The 19,973-nt window shown below is 33.6% G+C and carries 16 protein-coding genes; 10 read left to right on the forward strand and 6 right to left on the reverse strand.

Annotated elements, in window-relative coordinates:
- Window positions 1-8 precede the first annotated feature (8 nt).
- Window positions 9-722, forward strand: a complete 714-nt coding sequence (locus C0512_RS06480; protein WP_290859865.1) for a T9SS type A sorting domain-containing protein — start codon at window positions 9-11, stop codon at window positions 720-722.
- A 4-nt stretch (window positions 723-726) separates the two neighbouring features.
- A complete protein-coding gene (locus C0512_RS06485) occupies window positions 727-1,779 on the forward strand; it encodes an Omp28-related outer membrane protein (RefSeq protein ID WP_290859867.1) in 1,053 nt (350 codons plus the stop codon).
- Window positions 1,780-1,833: 54 nt separating this feature from the next.
- Here C0512_RS06485 and C0512_RS06490 read toward each other — a convergent pair whose 3' ends face one another.
- The 6 genes from C0512_RS06490 to C0512_RS06515 form a co-directional block, all read right to left on the reverse strand.
- A complete protein-coding gene (locus C0512_RS06490) occupies window positions 1,834-2,589 on the reverse strand; it encodes a LytTR family DNA-binding domain-containing protein (protein ID WP_290859869.1) in 756 nt (251 codons plus the stop codon).
- Between the two features lie 40 nt (window positions 2,590-2,629).
- Window positions 2,630-2,938: a 2TM domain-containing protein gene (locus tag C0512_RS06495; RefSeq protein ID WP_290859871.1), complete on the reverse strand. Its 309-nt coding sequence runs from the start codon at window positions 2,936-2,938 to the stop codon at window positions 2,630-2,632.
- Window positions 2,939-2,952: 14 nt separating this feature from the next.
- The gene (locus tag C0512_RS06500; RefSeq protein WP_290859872.1) at window positions 2,953-3,273 is read right to left on the reverse strand and encodes a 2TM domain-containing protein; all 321 of its coding nucleotides are present in this window, start codon (window positions 3,271-3,273) and stop codon (window positions 2,953-2,955) included.
- Window positions 3,264-4,601, reverse strand: coding sequence for a 2TM domain-containing protein (locus C0512_RS06505; RefSeq protein WP_290859873.1), 1,338 nt, complete (start codon window positions 4,599-4,601; stop codon window positions 3,264-3,266). Before C0512_RS06505 ends, C0512_RS06500 begins: the two co-directional genes overlap by 10 nt.
- 8 nt (window positions 4,602-4,609) lie before the next feature.
- On the reverse strand, window positions 4,610-5,230 hold the full coding sequence (locus C0512_RS06510) for a hypothetical protein (protein ID WP_290859874.1): 621 nt from the start codon (window positions 5,228-5,230) through the stop codon (window positions 4,610-4,612).
- A 231-nt stretch (window positions 5,231-5,461) separates the two neighbouring features.
- Window positions 5,462-7,615: a TonB-dependent receptor gene (locus tag C0512_RS06515; protein WP_290859875.1), complete on the reverse strand. Its 2,154-nt coding sequence runs from the start codon at window positions 7,613-7,615 to the stop codon at window positions 5,462-5,464.
- 285 nt (window positions 7,616-7,900) lie between these two features.
- On the opposite strand from C0512_RS06515, the gene nudK reads away from it, so the two are divergent.
- The 8 genes from nudK (at window position 7,901) to C0512_RS06555 (ending at window position 19,973) form a co-directional block, all read left to right on the forward strand.
- On the forward strand, window positions 7,901-8,479 hold the full coding sequence (gene nudK, locus C0512_RS06520) for a GDP-mannose pyrophosphatase NudK (RefSeq protein WP_290859876.1): 579 nt from the start codon (window positions 7,901-7,903) through the stop codon (window positions 8,477-8,479).
- Between the two features lie 86 nt (window positions 8,480-8,565).
- Window positions 8,566-9,102: a hypothetical protein gene (locus C0512_RS06525; protein ID WP_290859878.1), complete on the forward strand. Its 537-nt coding sequence runs from the start codon at window positions 8,566-8,568 to the stop codon at window positions 9,100-9,102.
- A 166-nt stretch (window positions 9,103-9,268) separates the two neighbouring features.
- The gene (locus C0512_RS06530) at window positions 9,269-10,327 is read left to right on the forward strand and encodes a nucleoid-associated protein (RefSeq protein ID WP_290859879.1); all 1,059 of its coding nucleotides are present in this window, start codon (window positions 9,269-9,271) and stop codon (window positions 10,325-10,327) included.
- Window positions 10,328-10,514: 187 nt separating this feature from the next.
- Window positions 10,515-10,763 (forward strand): hypothetical protein, encoded by a 249-nt coding sequence (locus tag C0512_RS06535; protein WP_290859880.1) that lies wholly within the window; start codon window positions 10,515-10,517, stop codon window positions 10,761-10,763.
- A gap of 149 nt (window positions 10,764-10,912) precedes the next feature.
- On the forward strand, window positions 10,913-11,809 hold the full coding sequence (locus C0512_RS06540) for an ABC transporter ATP-binding protein (RefSeq protein WP_290859881.1): 897 nt from the start codon (window positions 10,913-10,915) through the stop codon (window positions 11,807-11,809).
- Window positions 11,810-11,842: 33 nt separating this feature from the next.
- The gene (locus C0512_RS06545; RefSeq protein ID WP_290859882.1) at window positions 11,843-12,682 is read left to right on the forward strand and encodes an ABC transporter permease; all 840 of its coding nucleotides are present in this window, start codon (window positions 11,843-11,845) and stop codon (window positions 12,680-12,682) included.
- Between the two features lie 16 nt (window positions 12,683-12,698).
- A complete protein-coding gene (locus tag C0512_RS06550; protein WP_290859884.1) occupies window positions 12,699-14,993 on the forward strand; it encodes a T9SS type B sorting domain-containing protein in 2,295 nt (764 codons plus the stop codon).
- A 33-nt stretch (window positions 14,994-15,026) separates the two neighbouring features.
- Entirely contained in the window at window positions 15,027-19,973 is a 4,947-nt protein-coding gene (locus C0512_RS06555; RefSeq protein ID WP_290859886.1) for a T9SS type B sorting domain-containing protein, read from the forward strand.

Here is a 19,973-nt window from a genome sequence, read left to right on the forward strand (position 1 = left end):
AATACGTTATGAAAAAAATTACCTACTCAATATTCTTTAGTTTTCTTTTCTTGACTTCATTTGCCCAAGTTGAGTTTAAAAAATCTGATGGAACCATTATCACTGACGGAATGGTTATTCCTTTTGGAACCACCGGGACTTCTGCTTACCTTAACTTCAGAGTTAAAAACGTTTCAACTACTCCACTAGACATCAAAATTAAATGTATTGGTTTGGTTAATACAACCGGGTCAAATTTTGAATTATGCTATGGCGGATCTTGCTTTGACAGTGTTACTTTAAACGGTATTTATCCTGATTACGAAAATATCTTGGCTCCCGGTCAAAGTAATCCTTCGCAAGGAGATCATTTTGTGAATTTTAATCCAGGTTCAGGTGGTATAATGGACTTCGTATTTTCAGTATATGCCTTAGGTTTTGAATCAAGTGCAATTACTTTTACTTACCGATATGATCCAGCCTTAAGCTTAATAAACCTTGAAGACTTATCAAGTTTAGGTATTAATGTTAAAAACACGGTTGTTTTTGATGAATTTTCGTTTACAGCAGCAAATAAAGGAAACGTAACATTATTCAATTTAAACGGTCAATTAATTAAAGAATTAAATTTTTCTGAAGGATCTCAAAATATCAATCTAAGCAATTTAAATACTTCTATTTATATTGCACGTTTTACAAACTTAGAAGGAGTTTCTTCAAATGTAAAAATATTCAAACAATAATAGCATGAATAAATTTGGTGTCTTAGGGATATTACTTATAATTTTTAGTTTTTTTTCTTGTAGTACCGATTACAAAATTCTGGAATCGGTTGAATCTATTGGTTTAACTGCAGATAATTCAATTAAGGTAATTGGAGAGACTATTACATTTACTGTTACAACCAATTCAGGGGAAATTATTACTGAAGATGCTACTATTCTTGTGAATAATATTCCAATTGATGGAAACACATTTACCACTACGGAAATTGGCACCTATACAGTTCAAGCTAAATATTACAGCGTACTTTCTGAGCCAATTTCAGTAAGATTTCATGATGGTTCTGAAATTAATTTTGTAAAAAGAGTTTTAATTGAAGATTACACCGGAACATGGTGTGGAAATTGCCCGAGAGTGTCACATGCAATTGAACTAGCTCGTGCTCAATCAGAATTTATTGTACCCGTTGGTATTCATCGTTCCAGTTCAAATCCTGCAGATGCGGCATATGATCCTTATAATTTTGATTCAAGTGCCTTAGAAGCTGTTTTAAACATGTCGGGATATCCAAAAGCTTTATTGAATAGAATGACCCGTTGGCAACCTTTGGAACAAAACAACATTACTCAAGTAATTAATTTAACACAAGGTGATAATCCAAAATTAGGTTTATCAATGTCAAACCAAGTTACTTCGACAAATATTACCCTTGACGTAAATATAAAGTTTAGTCAAGATTTTGAAAATCTGAAATTAGTGGTTTATGTTTTAGAAAATGGGTTAATTTACGATCAAGTAAATTACACAACTTTTTACGGTGGTTTACCTTATATTCATGATTTTGAACATGAGCATGTATTAAAATCATGTTTGACTCCTATTTTTGGGGAGCCAATTGCTTCAGAAGAAACTAAAGTCGGTAACACTTACACCAAGTCGTTTTCAATTGCAATTCCTTCGAATATAGCAAATAGTAATAACATTGAATTTGTTGCTTTTGTAACAGGTGCTGATAACAAAGCTATTAATGTTCGAAAAGCCAATCGTAACGAAAATCAAGAATTTGAGGAATTCTAAATTATAACATCAAATGTTTTAAAAAAGACTGTCAAAAAATTTGACAGTCTTTTTTTACCCCAACCATTCCTTAAAATCGTTTACGCGTTCGCGACTGACAATTACCTCATCTTCTTTATAAGTTGGTAAAATTACTTTTAAACGTGAATTGCTGTAAACTAAAATATCTTTTATCGATTTCAGCGGAATAATAAATTTTCTGCTAACTCTGAAAAATTGATTCGGATTCAGTTCTGTTTCGACATGGTCTAATGTACCGTCGATTAAATAATCACGATTGTCGAGGGTGTGTAAATAAGTCCCTTTGTTTTCACTGTAAATACATTCCACTTCTTCTATCGGAATCATTTTCAGACGTTCCCCAATTTTAATGGTAAATCGTTGTTTATATGTTTTTTCAACCGGATTTACTAACATTCGTTTAATCATATCAAAATCCAGAGATAAATTTGGTAAAGCTTGATTTCTTGATTTGTATTTGTTTACAGCTATTTCCAAATCATCTTCGTCAATTGGTTTTAACAAATAATCAATACTGTTTAATTTGAATGCCCGTAAAGCATATTCATCAAATGCAGTGGTAAATATCACCGCACTTTTAATATCGATTTGTTCAAAAATTTCAAAAGACAACCCGTCGGACAATTGAATATCTAAAAAAATCAAATCCGGATGCCTATTATCTTGAAACCATTGCAGTGATTCTTCAACAGAATGTAAAAGTGTGTCTACTTGCAGTCCCAACTTTTCTAATTTACGTTGCAGTAAACGTGCAGCCGGTTTTTCGTCTTCTATGATGATTATTCTCATACTATTATAATGATTATTGGTAATGGGTAAAAGCTGAACACTATTCCCATTTGCTATTCTTCTCTTTATCCATTAACTCTTTAATTTTACGTTCTTCCCAATTGTTCCCTAAAAACCATTGGGGTACAAAAACGGAGAATCCATGAGCGGCTAATCCAATTCCCCAAAAGAAAAGTGTCGTGAAATTTTTATACTGAAAATAAGATTCTCCTGGTTCTAAATCTTGATAATTCACAATGACTATCATCAAATTAATGATTATATAAACTAGGGCATGTGTGTAAAATCCTTTTATTTTTTTTACTCGTTTAAGAGCTTCTTGGTATTTTATTTCGTCGTGAGTATTCATAATTGATTCTGTTTTTATTGATATTTTTCTTTGTTTTTTTCTTCTTCCATAAATTGTTTGATCTTCCGATTTTCCCAATCACTGCCAAACATATTATCGGTGCCAAAAACACCTATTCCGTGAAACAACAGTCCTATTCCCCATCCTATCATTGGATAAAAAAACCAATAATGCTCAGGTGTGTATTTTATGTTTATAAATGCAATAACCGGAATCACAAATACGTAGGCAATCAAGTGACTATAAAAGCCTTTCATTTCCTGTACTTTTTTACTTGCTTTCTGATATCTTTCGTACTCTTCTTTCATTTCCATAATTACAAGGTTTAATTCCATTTATTTTTTTGTTTGTCTTCCTTTTCTAAAATTTCTTGAATTTTACGTTCTTCCCAAGATTTTCCATAACCAAAAGTCTCCAAAGCATGAAAGGTTAAACCCATACCCCAACCTAACATTGGGAACCAAAACCATTGAAACTTTGACGTATTCAGATTCACAATAATTAAAACCGGAATTACGACACAGTAGGAAATTAAATTCCCATAAAAACCTTTCAGTTTTTCTACTCGATCTTTCGCTCTTAAATAAGCCGTATTTTCATTGTATTTCATTTGTGTTTCCATAATTGAAATTTGTTTTGTTAAAATAGGTACTAGTATTTTAAATGATTTTTCTGTTTCTTCTACCAACACTTTTCGTTGGGTTAAAATAGCATAGCGGTTAACGATATTTTGTAAACCAACGCCTTTTCTGTCTGATAGCACTTCTTTCTTTTGCAAATTATTTTCAACAACCAACTGGTTATTCTCTATGTAAATTTTTATGTGCAAGGGTTTACTCTCACTTACCACATTGTGCTTGATACAATTTTCTAATAATAATTGTAAGGATAACGGAACTACTTTTGCTTCTTCATTGTTAAATCCATCCGGTAATTCGAAGGTGATACTGTTTTCAAAACGCATTTTCAACAAATTCATATACGTTTTAGCAAAAGCTAATTCTTCAGCAACGGGAACCAACTCCTTATCTTTTTGTTCCAAAACATAGCGGTATATTTTAGACAAGGAAGTAGTAAACTTTTGAGCATTCTCAGGGTTTTCTTCAATTAAAGAACTCAGAACGTTTAAACTGTTGAACAAAAAATGAGGATCAATTTGATTTTTTAAACTTTCAAATTGTGCCGATGCTGTTCCGGCAATCACTTTTTGTTCTTTTACTTTGTTTTCCTGATAGGCTTTGTAAAAATAAAAAGCGTGAATTCCTAGTGTCACAAAGAACGTTATAACAATAGCAACCAAATAATTTGCCGGTTTTTCTGTTGCTAAAAACGTTTGCATTGATTTTCCTTCTATCAAAACATCTTCCAAAATTCGCAGCAAGAAAATCACAAAAATGGATATGATAAAGGAGGCAAAAGCTCCAATAAAAAGGCGTTTTCTTGTAAAGCGTTCCTCTTTGAAAAAAGTGTCCAATTGCATAAAAAGAATCGCGTTTGCATAATACAAAGAATACCCGTACAGCATTGTAAACCCGAAACTCATCGCAAGTTTCACATCCCAAGCAAGAGATCCTCCTGTTAGCACATTTAAAAGTGTCAGTACAATAAATACTCCTAAAATGATATAAGTAGCTCGAGGAAATTCTTTGATTAATTTATCCATTATTTTTATTATTTACAAGCGACTAATGCTTCTTTTGCTCTTTCTAATCCCCAATTTGGGTGAAAAACAGACTCAGGTTTAAAAGTAGCAAAAAGTTCGATTGATTTTGCAATTTGTGCACAGATTGGTTGCGTATCCGTTCCAAAGAATTTCGCTGAACCCATTTCAAATTCGGCTTTTCCAAAAACAACACGTGGATTAGTTGGAGCAATTGCTTCGGCCTTTCCATACAATTCCATAACTTTTCCGGATAATTTCATACCATTGGTCATTGGGTCAAAAGCAATCCATGCTGTGTGAATCATCGCTTGCATAACAATTAATTCAGCATTGTTGGGTTGTTTGGTTATTTCTACATCCAAAGCAGTTTGTGCTTTTGTCAACAACGCATTGATTTGGTCTTTGTCTTTCGTTGCAAAAGCTGTTGTTGTGTTAACCAATGCTACATAATAATTGGGTAACCAATTGTCTTTTTCAGCCGAAGCAATTCGTTCAAACATGGCCGAAGCTTCCGTGTTTTTTCCTTCTCCCCAAAGTGCAAATGCTTTCCCCATTCCTTGTTCGTACTGACCTTGAGAGAATAATTGTGCTGTCACAAATAAAACGATGGTAACGATAATTTTTGTCATGATAAAAAAGTTTAAAAGTTTAAAATTGTTTAAAGGGTTAAAAGGTTTAATTCTTATTATTCTTTTGATGAAACAAATTTCAGTTTAAAAAAGAGCTTTTGAAAAAGAGTGTGACTGAGTTGTTGAATTTTAGGGATGAATTGTTTTTTTAGGCTCTAAGGTGCTTAGTTAATAAGTCCTAATTTAAAACATAAAAGACCTTAGTGCCTCAGAGCCTAAGTATCTTAGAACCTATAAATTATCCAACTGATTCGATTTCTTATCTTCGCTAATGGTCCAAAAGAAACCGATAAAGAAAAATCGATCGGCAGGTTGACCTATGGCACGACGTTGAAAATCGCCATTCAAATCGGGAGTATTCCCATATTGATAGCCAAACACATTTTCAGTTCCCAAAACATTCGATACGGAGAAATACAATATCTTTTGTTGAGAAATTAAATAAGCCCAATTGAAACTTAAATTTTGATAAGGTTTTGTCAGTCCGTTCATAAAATCAGCTTCGTTCGGATTATTGTAAGGTCGACCGGAATTGACGGTATACGAAAATCCTATTTGCGATTTCCAATCATTTATCCAATGTTTTGTCACAATTGACAACGTATGGTCGGCAACAAAACTGGGTTGCACTGCGGTTAGATAATTTCTGTAAAGTCGCTCCGAATCAATAAACGAATAAGAAACCCAATATTCGGTATTTTTAACCGTTTTATTATCTCTCCAAAAAATGTCAAGTCCTTGAGCAAATCCATTCCCATTTGAATGGTATTCCGAATCAAATTGTGGTTGTTGAGAATCAAAAGTTACTAAATCATCATACGATTTATAATAAGTCTCTGCACGGAAAGTTCGCCCCTCTTTATTGTATTGATAATTCAAAATGAAGTGGGATGCTTTTTCCGATTTGAAATCAGCTTCATACTTGAGGTACTCCTGTCGGGGTGTTTGAACAAAATCGCCATAAGCAAACGAAAACTGACCGTTTTTTGAAACTTTATACGCAAAAGAAGCTCTTGGTGAAACCTGAAATTCATCCAAAAGTTGATTATCAGAAGCTCTAACACCTACTTTTAAAGCAAGTTTTTTACTGAAGAAAATATCCGATTCTGCATAAACTGCTGCAATAGTGTTGTCATAACCTGAAGAAAAAGTAGTTTGCTCAAAAGGAATAAAATCTTCATCAAATTGGGTCACAAAATAATCGGCTCCTCCGGATAATTTAATTCGTTCCGTTATTTTTTTAGAAACTTTGGCTTTCAAATGTGTCGCATATTCCGAATTTTGAACTTTATCGGTATTGATTCCAATTTCATTTAAACTGATTCCATAACTCATCCCTGTTTGCAACGACCAATTGTTGCCAAATGTCCCTTTATACGAAGCATTTCCATAAAAATTATTGTTATTTAAATCGAAACGCACTTTTTCGGGTTGGTTGATATCTTCCTGATTCAAATCAAAATCGGCTACATCTAAAGAAGCATAAATTTTCAATAACCCATTTTTAAATTGGCGACGAAAAACTGTCTCACCTGTTAAAGATTGATACGGTTTATTCCAATCAACTTCCTGCGGAACCAACAATTGATAAGGTGCCAAATTTATGTAAGACATATTGAAGGTTAGCGAGCTTTTATCCCAACGTTGCGTGTTTCCTAAACCTAAACCTACTGTCATTAATGAAATTTCTGTTTGTTCCTGAAGTACATCGTAGTTCGTGTTTAGTGACAAAATGCTTGAAAGTGCTTCACCATATTCGGCACTGTAACCTCCGGTAGAAAATGAAATCCCACTGAATAAAAAAGGTGAAAATCGGCCTCGGGTTGGCAAATCATTGGCTGTTGCTCCGTAGGGTTGGGCCACTCGTAAACCATCCACAAAAGTTTGGGTTTCATCGGCTTCTCCACCACGAACAAAAAGTCGGTTACTTTCGCCAACCGTTTGAGCTCCGGGTAATGTTGCCAACGCTCCAATAATATCTCCCACAGCACCGGCAGTTGTAACAATATCCAAAGGTTTTAAAACAGAAACTCTCGCTTTATCACCGGCTTCAAAAGTACCGGCAGTTAAAATGACGGCATCTAAAACATTGACACTCTCTTTTAGTTTGATGGTTTGATTTTGAAATTGACTCACATCTATTGCTTTTGTAAAAGTTTCAAAAGACAGAAAACTAATGATCAAGACTTTTGTACCCACTTCTTTGGTTGTAAAGGTGAAGTTTCCATTTTCATCAGTTGAACCTCCATCATAAGTTCCTTCTAAATAAACATTGGATCCTGGTATGGGTTCACTCTTTTCATCGACAACTTTTCCTGAAATGATGCTTTGGCCGAAAGAAGCTAAAGTTGCTAATAATAAGAGAAAAGTAATATACGTTTTCATGTTCTATGATTTTTGATGAGACAAAGTTGCCACAAACATTAACCTTATGAAATTGAAAGTTACTGAGTTGTTAATTTTGAAGGATGAGTTGTAGATACAGTTAATTCCATTTTCTTTTACCATTAAGAATTGAAGAAAATTAAGGATTCTATCCTAACATTTATTTTAATTCCAACTTAATGAACCTTAATCGCTTAATGTTATAATTTTTTGTTTCATCAAATTGAATAAAATCTTCATTTCTACGTTGAAGTTTATGATATTTGTAAATAAGAAAAAAGTTAAATGAACCCAAAAATCCAAATTACCAAAACCGAATTACTTTCCAACAATTGGTACCTTCTGAATAAAGTTACTTATGAATTCACACCGGAAAATGGTGAGCCTGAAACACAACGACGAGAAGTATATGATCGTGGTAACGGAGCTGCAATTTTATTATACAATAAAGAAAAACAGACCGTCATTTTAACCAGACAATTTCGATTACCAACCTTTTTAAACGGTAACGAAAACGGTATGATGATAGAAGTTTGTGCCGGACTTTTAGACGAAAGAAATCCGGAAGACTGTATCAAACGCGAAACCGAAGAGGAAACCGGTTACCGCATTCAAGACGTGAAAAAAGTTTTTGAAGCCTACATGTCACCTGGAGCTGTAACTGAAATTTTATACTTTTTTACTGCCGAATACCAACCCGAAATGAAAGTCAGTGATGGTGGCGGATTAGCCTCTGAACATGAATATATAGAAGTCTTAGAACTGGATTTCAATCAAGCAATGGCAATGGTTTATAATGGAGAAATCAAAGATGCAAAGACAATTATGTTATTGTTACATGCGAAAAATCTTCAGTTACTTTAAAACCAAAATCTTTTCAACAAATAACAATTCTCAAATCATAAATCGTAATTATTGTTTACTTTTGCCTTCCGTAAAATGCAAGGATTATGATTTATAAATTACGAGTGATACTCGACACCGAAGAAGATATTTTTAGAGATTTAGCCATTGAAAACACTGACACTTTAGAAGATTTACACAATGCTATTGTGAATGCTTTTGGCTTTGACGGAAGCGAAATGGCCTCTTTTTATACGTGTGACGACAATTGGAATCAGGAAGATGAAATCCCGCTTTTTGACACTGGTGATGTGCCCGGTGAAATGCGAATCATGAGTGATTTGACTTTGGAAGATATGCTGTATGAAAAGCAAACCAAAATCATTTATGTATATGATTTCTTAAACATGTGGACATTCTTAGTGGAATTAGCTGCTATTGAAGAAAAACAAGCCGGAGCTACCTATCCTGAATTATTATATTCATTAGGTTTAATGCCACTTGTAGCAAACGACCCAACTTTTGAAGCCGACGATGATACCCTTTTCACTGAATTTGAAGACGAGCTAGATGAGGATGATTTAGATATGTTTGAAGGAGACGATTCTTTTGAGGATTTCGGCTTTGAGGAAAACTGGAATTAAACAGCCGAAAATAAAAATAGAGAAAAATACAAATTCTTTAACCGAGAATCCATTTAACAAATTAAACGAGTTCAGTGGAGAACTGAAGGATATGATAATTTCATTTATATAAAATAAACGAATCATTTAAAAATTCAGTGTCTCAGCAACTCAGCAACTTAAAAATATGATTAACTTATTCAACGCCCATATCGAATCACTTTCCATCCACCGAGTTGGAAACAAAAGCCGTAACGAAGCCATTTTTTTGTCGGAACAACCGTATCAGACCAATGATGAGATTGTACCACTTTTGAAAGAATTTTTCTTAAAATCATTTCGTGAAAAAGAGGAAAACTATTATCAGTTTGCTCACGAAGTAGATTTGGAATACCACGATATGTTTAAATTCGCAACGGAGGTTTTTGATAATCCTTCAACCATCCACGAAGTGTCTAAAAAAATTACCAAGCATTTGTTTGAGCAATCCAATCATCCGCATATTAAAAATGGGGAGGTTTATGTAGCACATTTTACGCATTTAACCATTGACAACAACCAAGTAGATGCGATTGGGGTATTTAAAAGTGAAGTGCAAGCTGACTTTTTACAATTTGAAGAAAAAGCCAGTAACTTAGAAATGCATTTGCAACACGGCATCAATTTGAATAAATTGGATAAAGGTTGTTTGATTTTTAATTACAAAAAAGAAGAAGGATATAAAATTTTAACAGTCGACAGCAACCGTTACGATGCTCGCTATTGGTTGGAACATTTCTTAAATGTGGATGCTTTTCAAGATGAAAATTTCATCACTAAAAAGTATTTAAAATTCTGTCAGGATTTTGCCAAAGATGTTGTTTTTCCTGCTGAGGACAAAAAACAAGAAGTTATGTTTATGAACCGCTCGGTGAATTATTTTGCTAAAAACGATGAGTTTGAAGAAACCAATTTCTTGAATGAAGTCATGGAAAACCCTGATTTGATTCCGGAATTCAAAAGTTATAAAGTAGATAAAGGTGAAAAATACAGCATCGAAGATGTAACCAATTTCCCGATTGCCAATGCCGCTGTTTCTGATGCTCGTAAAAAAATTAAAAATGTAATTAATTTGGATACCAATATTCAAATTAAACTCGATTTTATCAACCCCGAAAGTGCCGAAAAATATGTAGAAAAAGGCTGGGATGAAGAAAAACAAATGTATTATTATTTAGTTTATTTCAACAAAGAACAGAAATCATAATCTTTGTAAAATGAATTAAATCGTTTTTTTATTAAATAGGAATCCTTAATCAATTATACGATTAAGGATTTTTATTTTTTGTAGTCATTAACCTTATAAAATATTAATTTTCAACAGTTTATCGATTTTATTTGGCAGTTTATCTATAATAGTGTAGGTTTAACTCACCACAAAAATACCTACATTTATGAAAACCTACAACACCCCTGCGGCGACTTCGGGCATCGCTTTTATTTGTACCCTCATTGGCCACAAATACCAAACTACCAGAAAAATCACTAATCATTTTAGTGAATACGAATGTAAATGTTGCGGTAAGCAAATGACAGACGATTCCAGAGGTCGACTTACATTGCTCACTCCGGAATTACATGAAATCAATGAAACATTGAAAATGATATTTCATAAAAAACGTCAACATCTTCAGAGTGCATAAAAATTAGTGTTGACAAAACGATTGTATAATTGAAAATGATTTATTTGTTTTGTCAACACTAAATTTTAATCGATCTTTAATTTCCTGAAATAATCAGTAACAAATTCCTAACTTAGTCGTCATACTCCTAACGATTAAATGCTACTATTTTGGAAACTATTCTCACTATTGAAAAACTGAATAAACGATTCGGACCCGTTCATGCTGTTAAAAATGTCTCTCTTGAAATAAACAAAGGAAATGTTTACGGCATTTTAGGTCCAAACGGGAGCGGAAAATCGACAACGTTAGGAATCGTATTAAATGTTGTCAACAAAACTTCAGGAGAATACCGATGGTTTGGCGGTGCAATGGAAACCCACGAAGCTTTAAAAAAGGTGGGAGCCATCATTGAAAGACCAAATTTTTATCCTTATATGACAGCTCAGGAAAATTTAGAATTGGTTTGTAAAATCAAAGGAACACCGTATTCTAAAGTGACAGAAAAATTAGAACTTGTTGGCCTTATCGATAGAAAAGACAGTAAATTCAGAACTTTTTCATTAGGCATGAAACAGCGTTTAGCTATTGCTTCTGCCCTTCTTAACGACCCTGAAATTTTAATATTGGACGAACCAACTAATGGTTTAGATCCGCAAGGAATTCGTCAAATCAGAGATATTATCAAACATATTGCTTCTCAGGGAACGACAATTTTATTAGCTTCTCACTTATTAGACGAAGTTGAAAAAGTATGTAGTCATGTATTGGTTTTAAGAAAAGGACAAATTCTTTATTCCGGAAAAGTCGATGGTATGATTGCTAATGAAGGATTTTTCGAACTACAAGCTGATAATTTGGAAGAATTAAAAGCTGCTTTAATTGCTCATTCCGCCATAGAAAAAATGGTTTTAGAAGAAGGTAAATTAGTTGTTTATCTCAAACATGCTTTTGAAGCGAAAGATTTAAACAAGTATCTTTTTGAAAAAGGAATTTACCTTACTCATTTAGTAAAACGCAAACATAGTTTGGAAGAACAGTTTTTAGAATTAACAAGTAAGAACTAAACCAATTACCATTACCTTTCATTAATTACCATTATGACAAGACTTCTTCAAATAGAATTTCAAAAAATTTGGAAAAACAGAGCCAGTCGGATTTTAACGATTGCCTATTTCGTTATTCTTTCCTTTATCGCTTTAATTGCTTCAATTAAATTTAAAATTGGCACATTTGAATTGCACATTGCTGATCAGGGAATATTTAATTTTCCATATATCTGGCATTTTAACACATACATTGCTGCTATTTTAAAGTTCTTTTTGGCTATAGTCATTGTTTCCATGATGGCAAATGAATATTCATATGGAACATTAAAACAAAACCTCATCGATGGATTGAGTAAAAAAGAATTTATACAATCGAAGTTTTTAACGGTTGTCGTTTTTGCATTAGGGTCAACCCTTTTCATTTTTATCATGTCGCTTTTATTGGGTCTTAGTTTTTCTTCCTACAATGAAATTGGTATTATTTTCTCCGATTTAGATTATTTGTTTGCCTATTTTTTAAAACTTACTGCTTTTTTCTCGTTTTGTTTATTTTTAGGAATCTTAGTCAAACGTTCGGCTTTTGCCATAGGATTTTTATTCATTTGGAATATTATAGAAGGAATTATAATTGGTGTTTTACGATGGAAAGTTTTTAAAGATTCGGATGATTACCAAAAAATTACACAATTCCTTCCTTTGGAATCAATGTCAAACCTAATCAAAGAACCATTCAGCAGACTTTCCGTCATTAAAAACATTGAAGAAACCATTGGAGGTACTGCTAATATAAAAGATTATGGTGTACATTGGTACTCACTTTTAATTGTACTTTGTTGGATTGTTATTTTTGTGTTAATGTCCTATAAAATTCTCAAGAAAAGAGATTTGTAGTATCTTTGCAAACGCTATGAGGTTTGCCAAAAACATCTTAATTTTTATACTGCTCATTATTGCTTTCCAATCCGGAAAAGCACAATATATTCAAATTGATGACAATCAAACTGCTCAAGAATTAATTGAAAATGTACTGATAAACAGTTCGTGTGCGAATGTTTCCAATATCACCGTTTCGGGATGGGCATTTACTAATGGCAATAGTTATGGTTATTTCAATCGAGGCACGAGCACTTTTCCTTTTCAGGATGGCGTTATAATTGCAACCGGCAGAGCCCTTTCCGCTATTGGACCAAACAGTAGCTTATTAAGTGAAGGACCCACAAACTGGCCTGGTGACATCGATTTACAAGAAGCTATCAATGAAACAAATACTATCAATGCTACTGTTATAGAATTTGACTTTTTGCCTTTTGCCAATAAAGTAAGTTTTGACTATATCTTTTCTTCCGAACAATATTTGTCGAATCCGAATTCTAATCAATGTTCTTATTCCGATGGATTTGCCTTTTTATTAAAAGAAGTTGGTAGCCAAGACCAATATACAAATTTAGCTGTTGTACCCGGAACGGCAATTCCTGTTAAAGTTCCAACAGTTAGAGGAGCAGGTACAATTTGCCCCCCTGCAAACGAAGCTTATTTTGATGCTTTTAATGGCATTGAACACCCTACAAATTATAATGGCCAAACAAAAATCTTAAAAGCAGAAAGCCTTGTAACACCTGGCGTTTTATATCATATTAAATTAGTTATTGCAGATCAAGGCAATAATTTATATGATTCCGCTATTTTTTTAGGTGGTGGAAGTTTTACGGTGGAAACCGAGTTAGGAGACGATCAATTGATTGCAAACGGAAACCCGTTGTGTGAAAATGAAACCCTTACATTAGATGCTACGACGCCCAATGCTGTTGGCTATAAATGGTATCGAAATAACGTTCTTATAAACAATGAAACCAATCAAACTTATACTGTAAATTCTTTTGGTGTTTATAAAGTTGAAGTTGTTTTTAATACTACTTGCTCTTCTTTTGGTGAAATAGTAATTGAATATAGTTCAAATCCAATTCCTAATGATGTTAACTTGACACAATGTGATTCAGACACGGATGGTTTAGCTATTTTTAATTTAAATGATGCAAATAACAGCGTTATTGGAAGTAATATAAATGTTGGCCCACCGAAGTATTTTTTGAGTTTTAATGACGCTTTTACCGTTCAAAACACTTTGTCGAGTATAGATTCATTTCAAAATACAACTCCCAATCAAATCATTTATGCCCGATTAGAAAATACGTTTGGTTGTTTTGGAATTTCTGAAATTACTTTGTCAACTTCAATTAGTTCAGTTATTGTTCCTCCAATTTCTATATGTGATGGAGATACTAATCAAGATGGAATAACAGTGATGGATTTATCCATGGATATTTCACCAACGGTATTAGGTTATTTCCCATCCGGATTACAAGCGGTTTATTACAGTTCAACTGAAAATGCACAAACACAAACAAATGCATTACCAAACAATTATACGAATATAATTCCTTTTGAAGAATTAATTTTTGCTAGGATAACTGATGGAGTAAACTGTTTTGGAATTTTACCAATTACCCTAAAAATCAACACTTTTACTCCAAATAATTTTGAAACAGAAGAACTTTCTCTCTGTGAAAATGAAACTTATTTTTTAGAAGTGGAGGATATTTACGAAAGTTATCTTTGGAATACAGGAGAAATAACTCCACGAATTGATATTTCAGTACCTGATACTTATACTGTTACAGTTACGAATACAGATGGATGTGAAGCAACTAAAATATTTATCATTTCACCTTCCGGGGGGGCAACAATAACTTCTATTGACGTACAAGATTTTTCGGGAAACCAAAATACTGTTCAAATTAACTACACCGGCTTAGGCGATTATCTCTTTTCTTTGGATGGAAATTATTTTCAAAACAGTCCGATTTTTACTAATGTGGAACCCGGAGAATACCTTGTTATTGTTAAAGACACAAACGGTTGCGGAATTGTGACCCAACAAATTTTTGTACTAGACTACCCCCGTTTTTTTACTCCAAATGGGGATGGATTTAATGACTTTTGGGAAATTAAAAACTTTAATCAACCTAATTCTAAAATTTACATTTTCAATCGATACGGAAAATTGATTAAAGAAATACTACCAAATCAAAAAGGTTGGGATGGGACTTTTTCCGGTTCGCTCTTGCCTTCTTCAGATTATTGGTTTTCTCTTTTTTTAGAGAATGGAAGAATCATAAAAGGTCACTTCGCATTAAAAAGATAATTTGCTATCTTTGTTACCCTTTGAAAAAGAAAAATGAAAAAAATCGCTCTGTTTTTTCTATTAGTTACTCTAAACTGTTTTGCTCAGTTTAGTAAAACACATTACATCCCACCTATTGGAGGTTCAACCGGACAACCGGCACAAAACCAATATATGTATATTTCTTCTCCAAGTTTAACTCCGGTGAATTTCACTATCAATTCCTTGGGAGGAGGAACTGTAAGCGGGACAGTTTCACGAAATAGCCCCTATGTATATACCATCGGTTTTGGCACCGATTCACAATTAATGGTGAGTAGTAGTTCGATGAGTGCCGTTTTGAATAACAAAGGATTTATTGTAGAAGCAGAAGATCAAGTTTATGTTGCCGTAAGATTAACTGCTTCACCACAAAATTTTCAGGCAGGTGGATTAGTTTCAAAAGGATTAGCCGCATTAGGTACAGAATTTAGAATTGGAGCATTCGTGAATACCGGAATTTCCGGAATTACAAATAATCACTTAACGTTTGTTTCCATACTTGCTACAGAAAATAATACATTAGTTTCTTTTAGCGATATAAAACCCGGTGTTACTTTAATTAATAATGGTGGAGCCGGAAATAACCCTGCAGCAATAACTTTAAATAGAGGGCAAAGTTTTGTAATGGCTACCACCGGACCTAGTATTCCTAATACAGACGGACTGATTGGAGCATTAGTTTCATCAGATAAACCTATTACTGTGAATTGTGGATCATTTGCAGGAACAAATGGAAATGTAGATAATAATTTAGATTTGGGTTTTGACCAAATTGTTTCTGCCGAAAGAACCGGAAATGAGTACATTTTTGTACGAGGTTTTGGTATTGACATAACGGAAAGACCATTACTTATTGCTCATGAAAATAATACGGAAATCTTTTTAAATGGAAATACTGGAACGCCTGATTATACAATTAATGCCGGACAATATATTGCCTTAGATGGTTCAAACTACAGTTCAGACGGAAATTTATATGTAAATACCTCTAAAAATATTTTTGCCTATCAAGGAGTTGGAGGTAGTACACAGGCCAATCAAGAAATGTATTTTGTTCCTCCTTTAAGTTGTCAAACCCCAAAAGTTATTGATAATATTCCGTTAATAAACTTAATTGGAAATATCTCTTATACGACTAATAGTGGGGTAAATATTGTTACAGAAACAGGGGCGAATATTGATTTCATCCTGAATGGCACAAATTATTCACTAGCTTCATTACCGGCTTTCATTAATGTACAAGGTCCATTTAATGTTCAGGGAAACACAAATTATATTACTTATAAACTAACTGGTTTTACAGGAAACATCTCTGTTTTTGCCGATAAACAATTGTATATTTCTTATTTTGGGTCTAATGATGCTGCTACTTATGGTGGTTACTATTCCGGATTTACCTTTAAACCTGAAATTTCGTTTAATCGATTGGATGTAACGAGTGATAATTGTATTCCAAATGTAAATTTATCCATCAATTCTCTTTCTCCTTTCGATACATATCAATGGTATTTTAATGGTGTTCCAATAGTAGGTGCAACTAATCCAAATTATACGCCAACCGTTCCCGGATTATACTATTTATCGGCAACAGTTACTACCTGTAATATCACGTTGATATCAGATGAAATACCGGTTAGTTCTTGTCCTGAAGATACTGATGGAGATGGAACATATGATAATATTGACTTAGATTACGACAATGATGGGATCGCTAATTGTACTGAATCGTATGGTAATTTAGATTTAAATCTTTTGAATACAACCACCGGAACTATTACTAGTGGTAATTATTCAAATTCTTTTACAGGAATAATTACTACAGCCGGTACAGCTTTACCAACAACAACACCATTTATTGGAGCTGTTGATGGTAGCTTTATAACTAACCCCGCTATCGGTATTGGAAACTCTGTTTCTTATGAAATGAATTTTACTCAACCGGTAAGTTTATCTATGGAATATGTAAGTACCGCAAATTCAACTGATCTATTATCCTCCACTGGCGAGTTTATTATACAATGTGCTATCAATAAAACAATAACCATTCTAAACCCAACCGGACAACTTTTAATTGATACTAATTATGATGGTATTTATGAAAGTGGTGTGACTGAATATTCGTCTTTTCAAATTCGATTTCGTTTAAACAGTACGATTCCTTTAGCTGCCGGAAGTGGAACTTTTAAACTCAATTCCTATTTAACAGATTTTTTGTCCATTAAGCATATCAACATTTCTGAAGGTTCTTCAAAAGCTACTTTCAAAATTTTAGCCACTTGTGTCCCCAGAGATTCTGATAGTGATGGTATTCCTGATCAATTTGATCTGGATAGTGATGAGGATGGAATATCAGACAACATTGAAGCACAAGGGCAGAACTTCATTGCTTTCAACCCCATAGATGCTGACGGAAATGGAATTAGTGATGTTTACGGAAATGGTCTTTTTCCAATAGATACAGATGCAGATGGAGTGCTAAATTATTTAGATTTAGACAGTGACAATGATGGAATATATGACTCCGTAGAAACAGCAATCGACACAAACGGAGATGGCATCGGAAATTATATTTCATTGGATAGTGATGGAGATCTATGCAATGATGTTATTGAAGCCGGTTTTATAGACGGAAATTCAGACGGACTATTAGGGAACGGGACTATTGTGGTGAATAGTTTTGGCGTTGTCACTAATGCTCCAAACGGTTATACGCCTCCAAATTCGAATTACATTATTGGTGCACCAATTGCAATTACTGCACAACCGCAAAATCAATTCACTTGTAATACACAAAATTCTTCGTTTACTTTTACCGGAACTGTTTCTGATAGCTATCAATGGCAATTGAGTACAAATGGCGGTGCAACATGGTCTGTTATATTTAATTCTGCGGTTTACTCAGGAGCTACAACTACAACCTTACAAATAACCGGAGCAACTACTTCAATGAACAATTATCGCTATCGGGTTTTGTTAAACAGAGTTGGAAATAGTTGTGGATTATTATCTGATGGAGCAACATTAACAGTATATCCACTACCCGTTCTAACATCGCCGGTTTCTATTGTGCAATGTGATAATGATGCTACAAATGATGGAATTTCTGAAGTGAGTTTAATTCAGAAAAATGATATAATTTCTTCTAATGCGGCTAATGAAATTTTCACTTATTTTACAACACAACTTGCTGCTCAAAACAATAATCCGGCCTTTCAAATTTCAAATCCTTTAACCTACAATACAGGCAATACAACTGTTTGGGTTCGGGTAGAAAACAGTGATGGTTGTTTTGAAGTAGGACAAATCGATGTATTTGTTTCAGCTACCCAAATTCCAAATTCATTTATTAGGAAATTTTCAAAATGTGACGAGTATTTTGATGTCGTTAATGATGACAGAGATGGTGTCTCTCAGTTTGATTTCAGTAGCGTGACAGCTGACATCAGTAATCTATTACCAACAACAACTCCATTCACAATTAAGTATTACAGAACAGAAGCCGATGCTTTGGCTGAAACAGATATTAATGGTAATTCACTGGAAATAAATCCTTCTAATTATCAAAACATAGGATTTCCTGGATTTCAACAAATTTGGGTTCGAGTAGAAAGCTCATTAGACAATGCCTGTTATGGTTTGGGACCTTTTGTGGAATTAACAGTTGAAGAACTGCCGGTTGCTAATCCAATTCCTGATTTTATTTCTTGTGATGATAACCAAGATGGTAAATTCCCTTTCGATATAAGTTCGATTGAAACAACTTTATTAGGAACGCAAAATCCTAGTAATGTAACAATCACTTATTTTGATGAAAATAACATTCCACTTCCAAGTCCGTTGCCTAATCCGTTTTTAACAAATTCTCAAACAATCCGAATTAGAGTAACGAATAACACCACATTTGACCCAAATGGGCCTTGTTATGATGAAACTACATTAACTTTTAAAGTTGATATTCTTCCTATTGCCAATCCGGTTTCTGATTTTACAACTTGTGATATTGATGGTATAGAAGACGGCTTGTTTAGTTTTGACACATCAATAATTGAAAGTACACTATTAAATGGTCAAACCGGAATGATTGTTACTTACTTTGATGAAAATAATAATCCATTATCCAGTCCGTTACCAAATCCCTTTGTGACAAAAACGCAAACCATTACTGCTGTAGTTACAAATCCAATAAATACAAGTTGTCCTGCCACTACAACTTTTAATTTTATTGTATATCCGCTCCCTCAATTAGCAGATGGATTCAAAGAAATTATCTGTTTTGGGGTAGATGCAATAACGTTTGATGCCGGTTTATTAGTTGGAGACAGTACTGATTTCACTTATCAATGGTTCAAAGATGATGCTCTTATGGTTGGCGAAAATAACTATCAACTTACGGTAGATCAAAATGGAATATATAAAGTTATTGTTACTTCTGCATTTGGCTGCGAACAAACAAGAACAATCGAAATAGTTTACTCACAACCGGCAACTATAGATGATATTATTGTGGTCGATTTGGTAGAAAGTAATTCAGTTACAATTCTTGTAAGTGGTTCCGGAAGTTATGTTTACAGTTTAGACTCAGCAAATGGATTATTCCAAACATCAAACGTTTTTGAAAACGTAATAGCCGGAATTTACAACGTTTATGTGAAAGATTTATTGGGATGTGGAGTAGTTTCACAAGAAATTCCGGTTTTAGGAGCACCGAAATTTTTCACACCTAACGGCGATGGTTATAATGATACATGGAATGTAAGAGGGGTGAGTGCAAAATATTATGCTAATACCATTATTTATGTTTTCGATCGATTTGGAAAACTAATCACACAAGTTGACCCAAAAGGAGAAGGTTGGGATGGCACTTTTAATGGTCAAAATTTACCCTCTAACGATTATTGGTATTCTATAAAATTCGAAGATGGAAGAATGGTCAAAGGTCATTTTGCATTAAAAAGATAG

The sequence above is a fragment of the Flavobacterium sp. genome (assembly GCF_013822155.1).
Lineage (GTDB): Bacteria > Bacteroidota > Bacteroidia > Flavobacteriales > Flavobacteriaceae > Flavobacterium.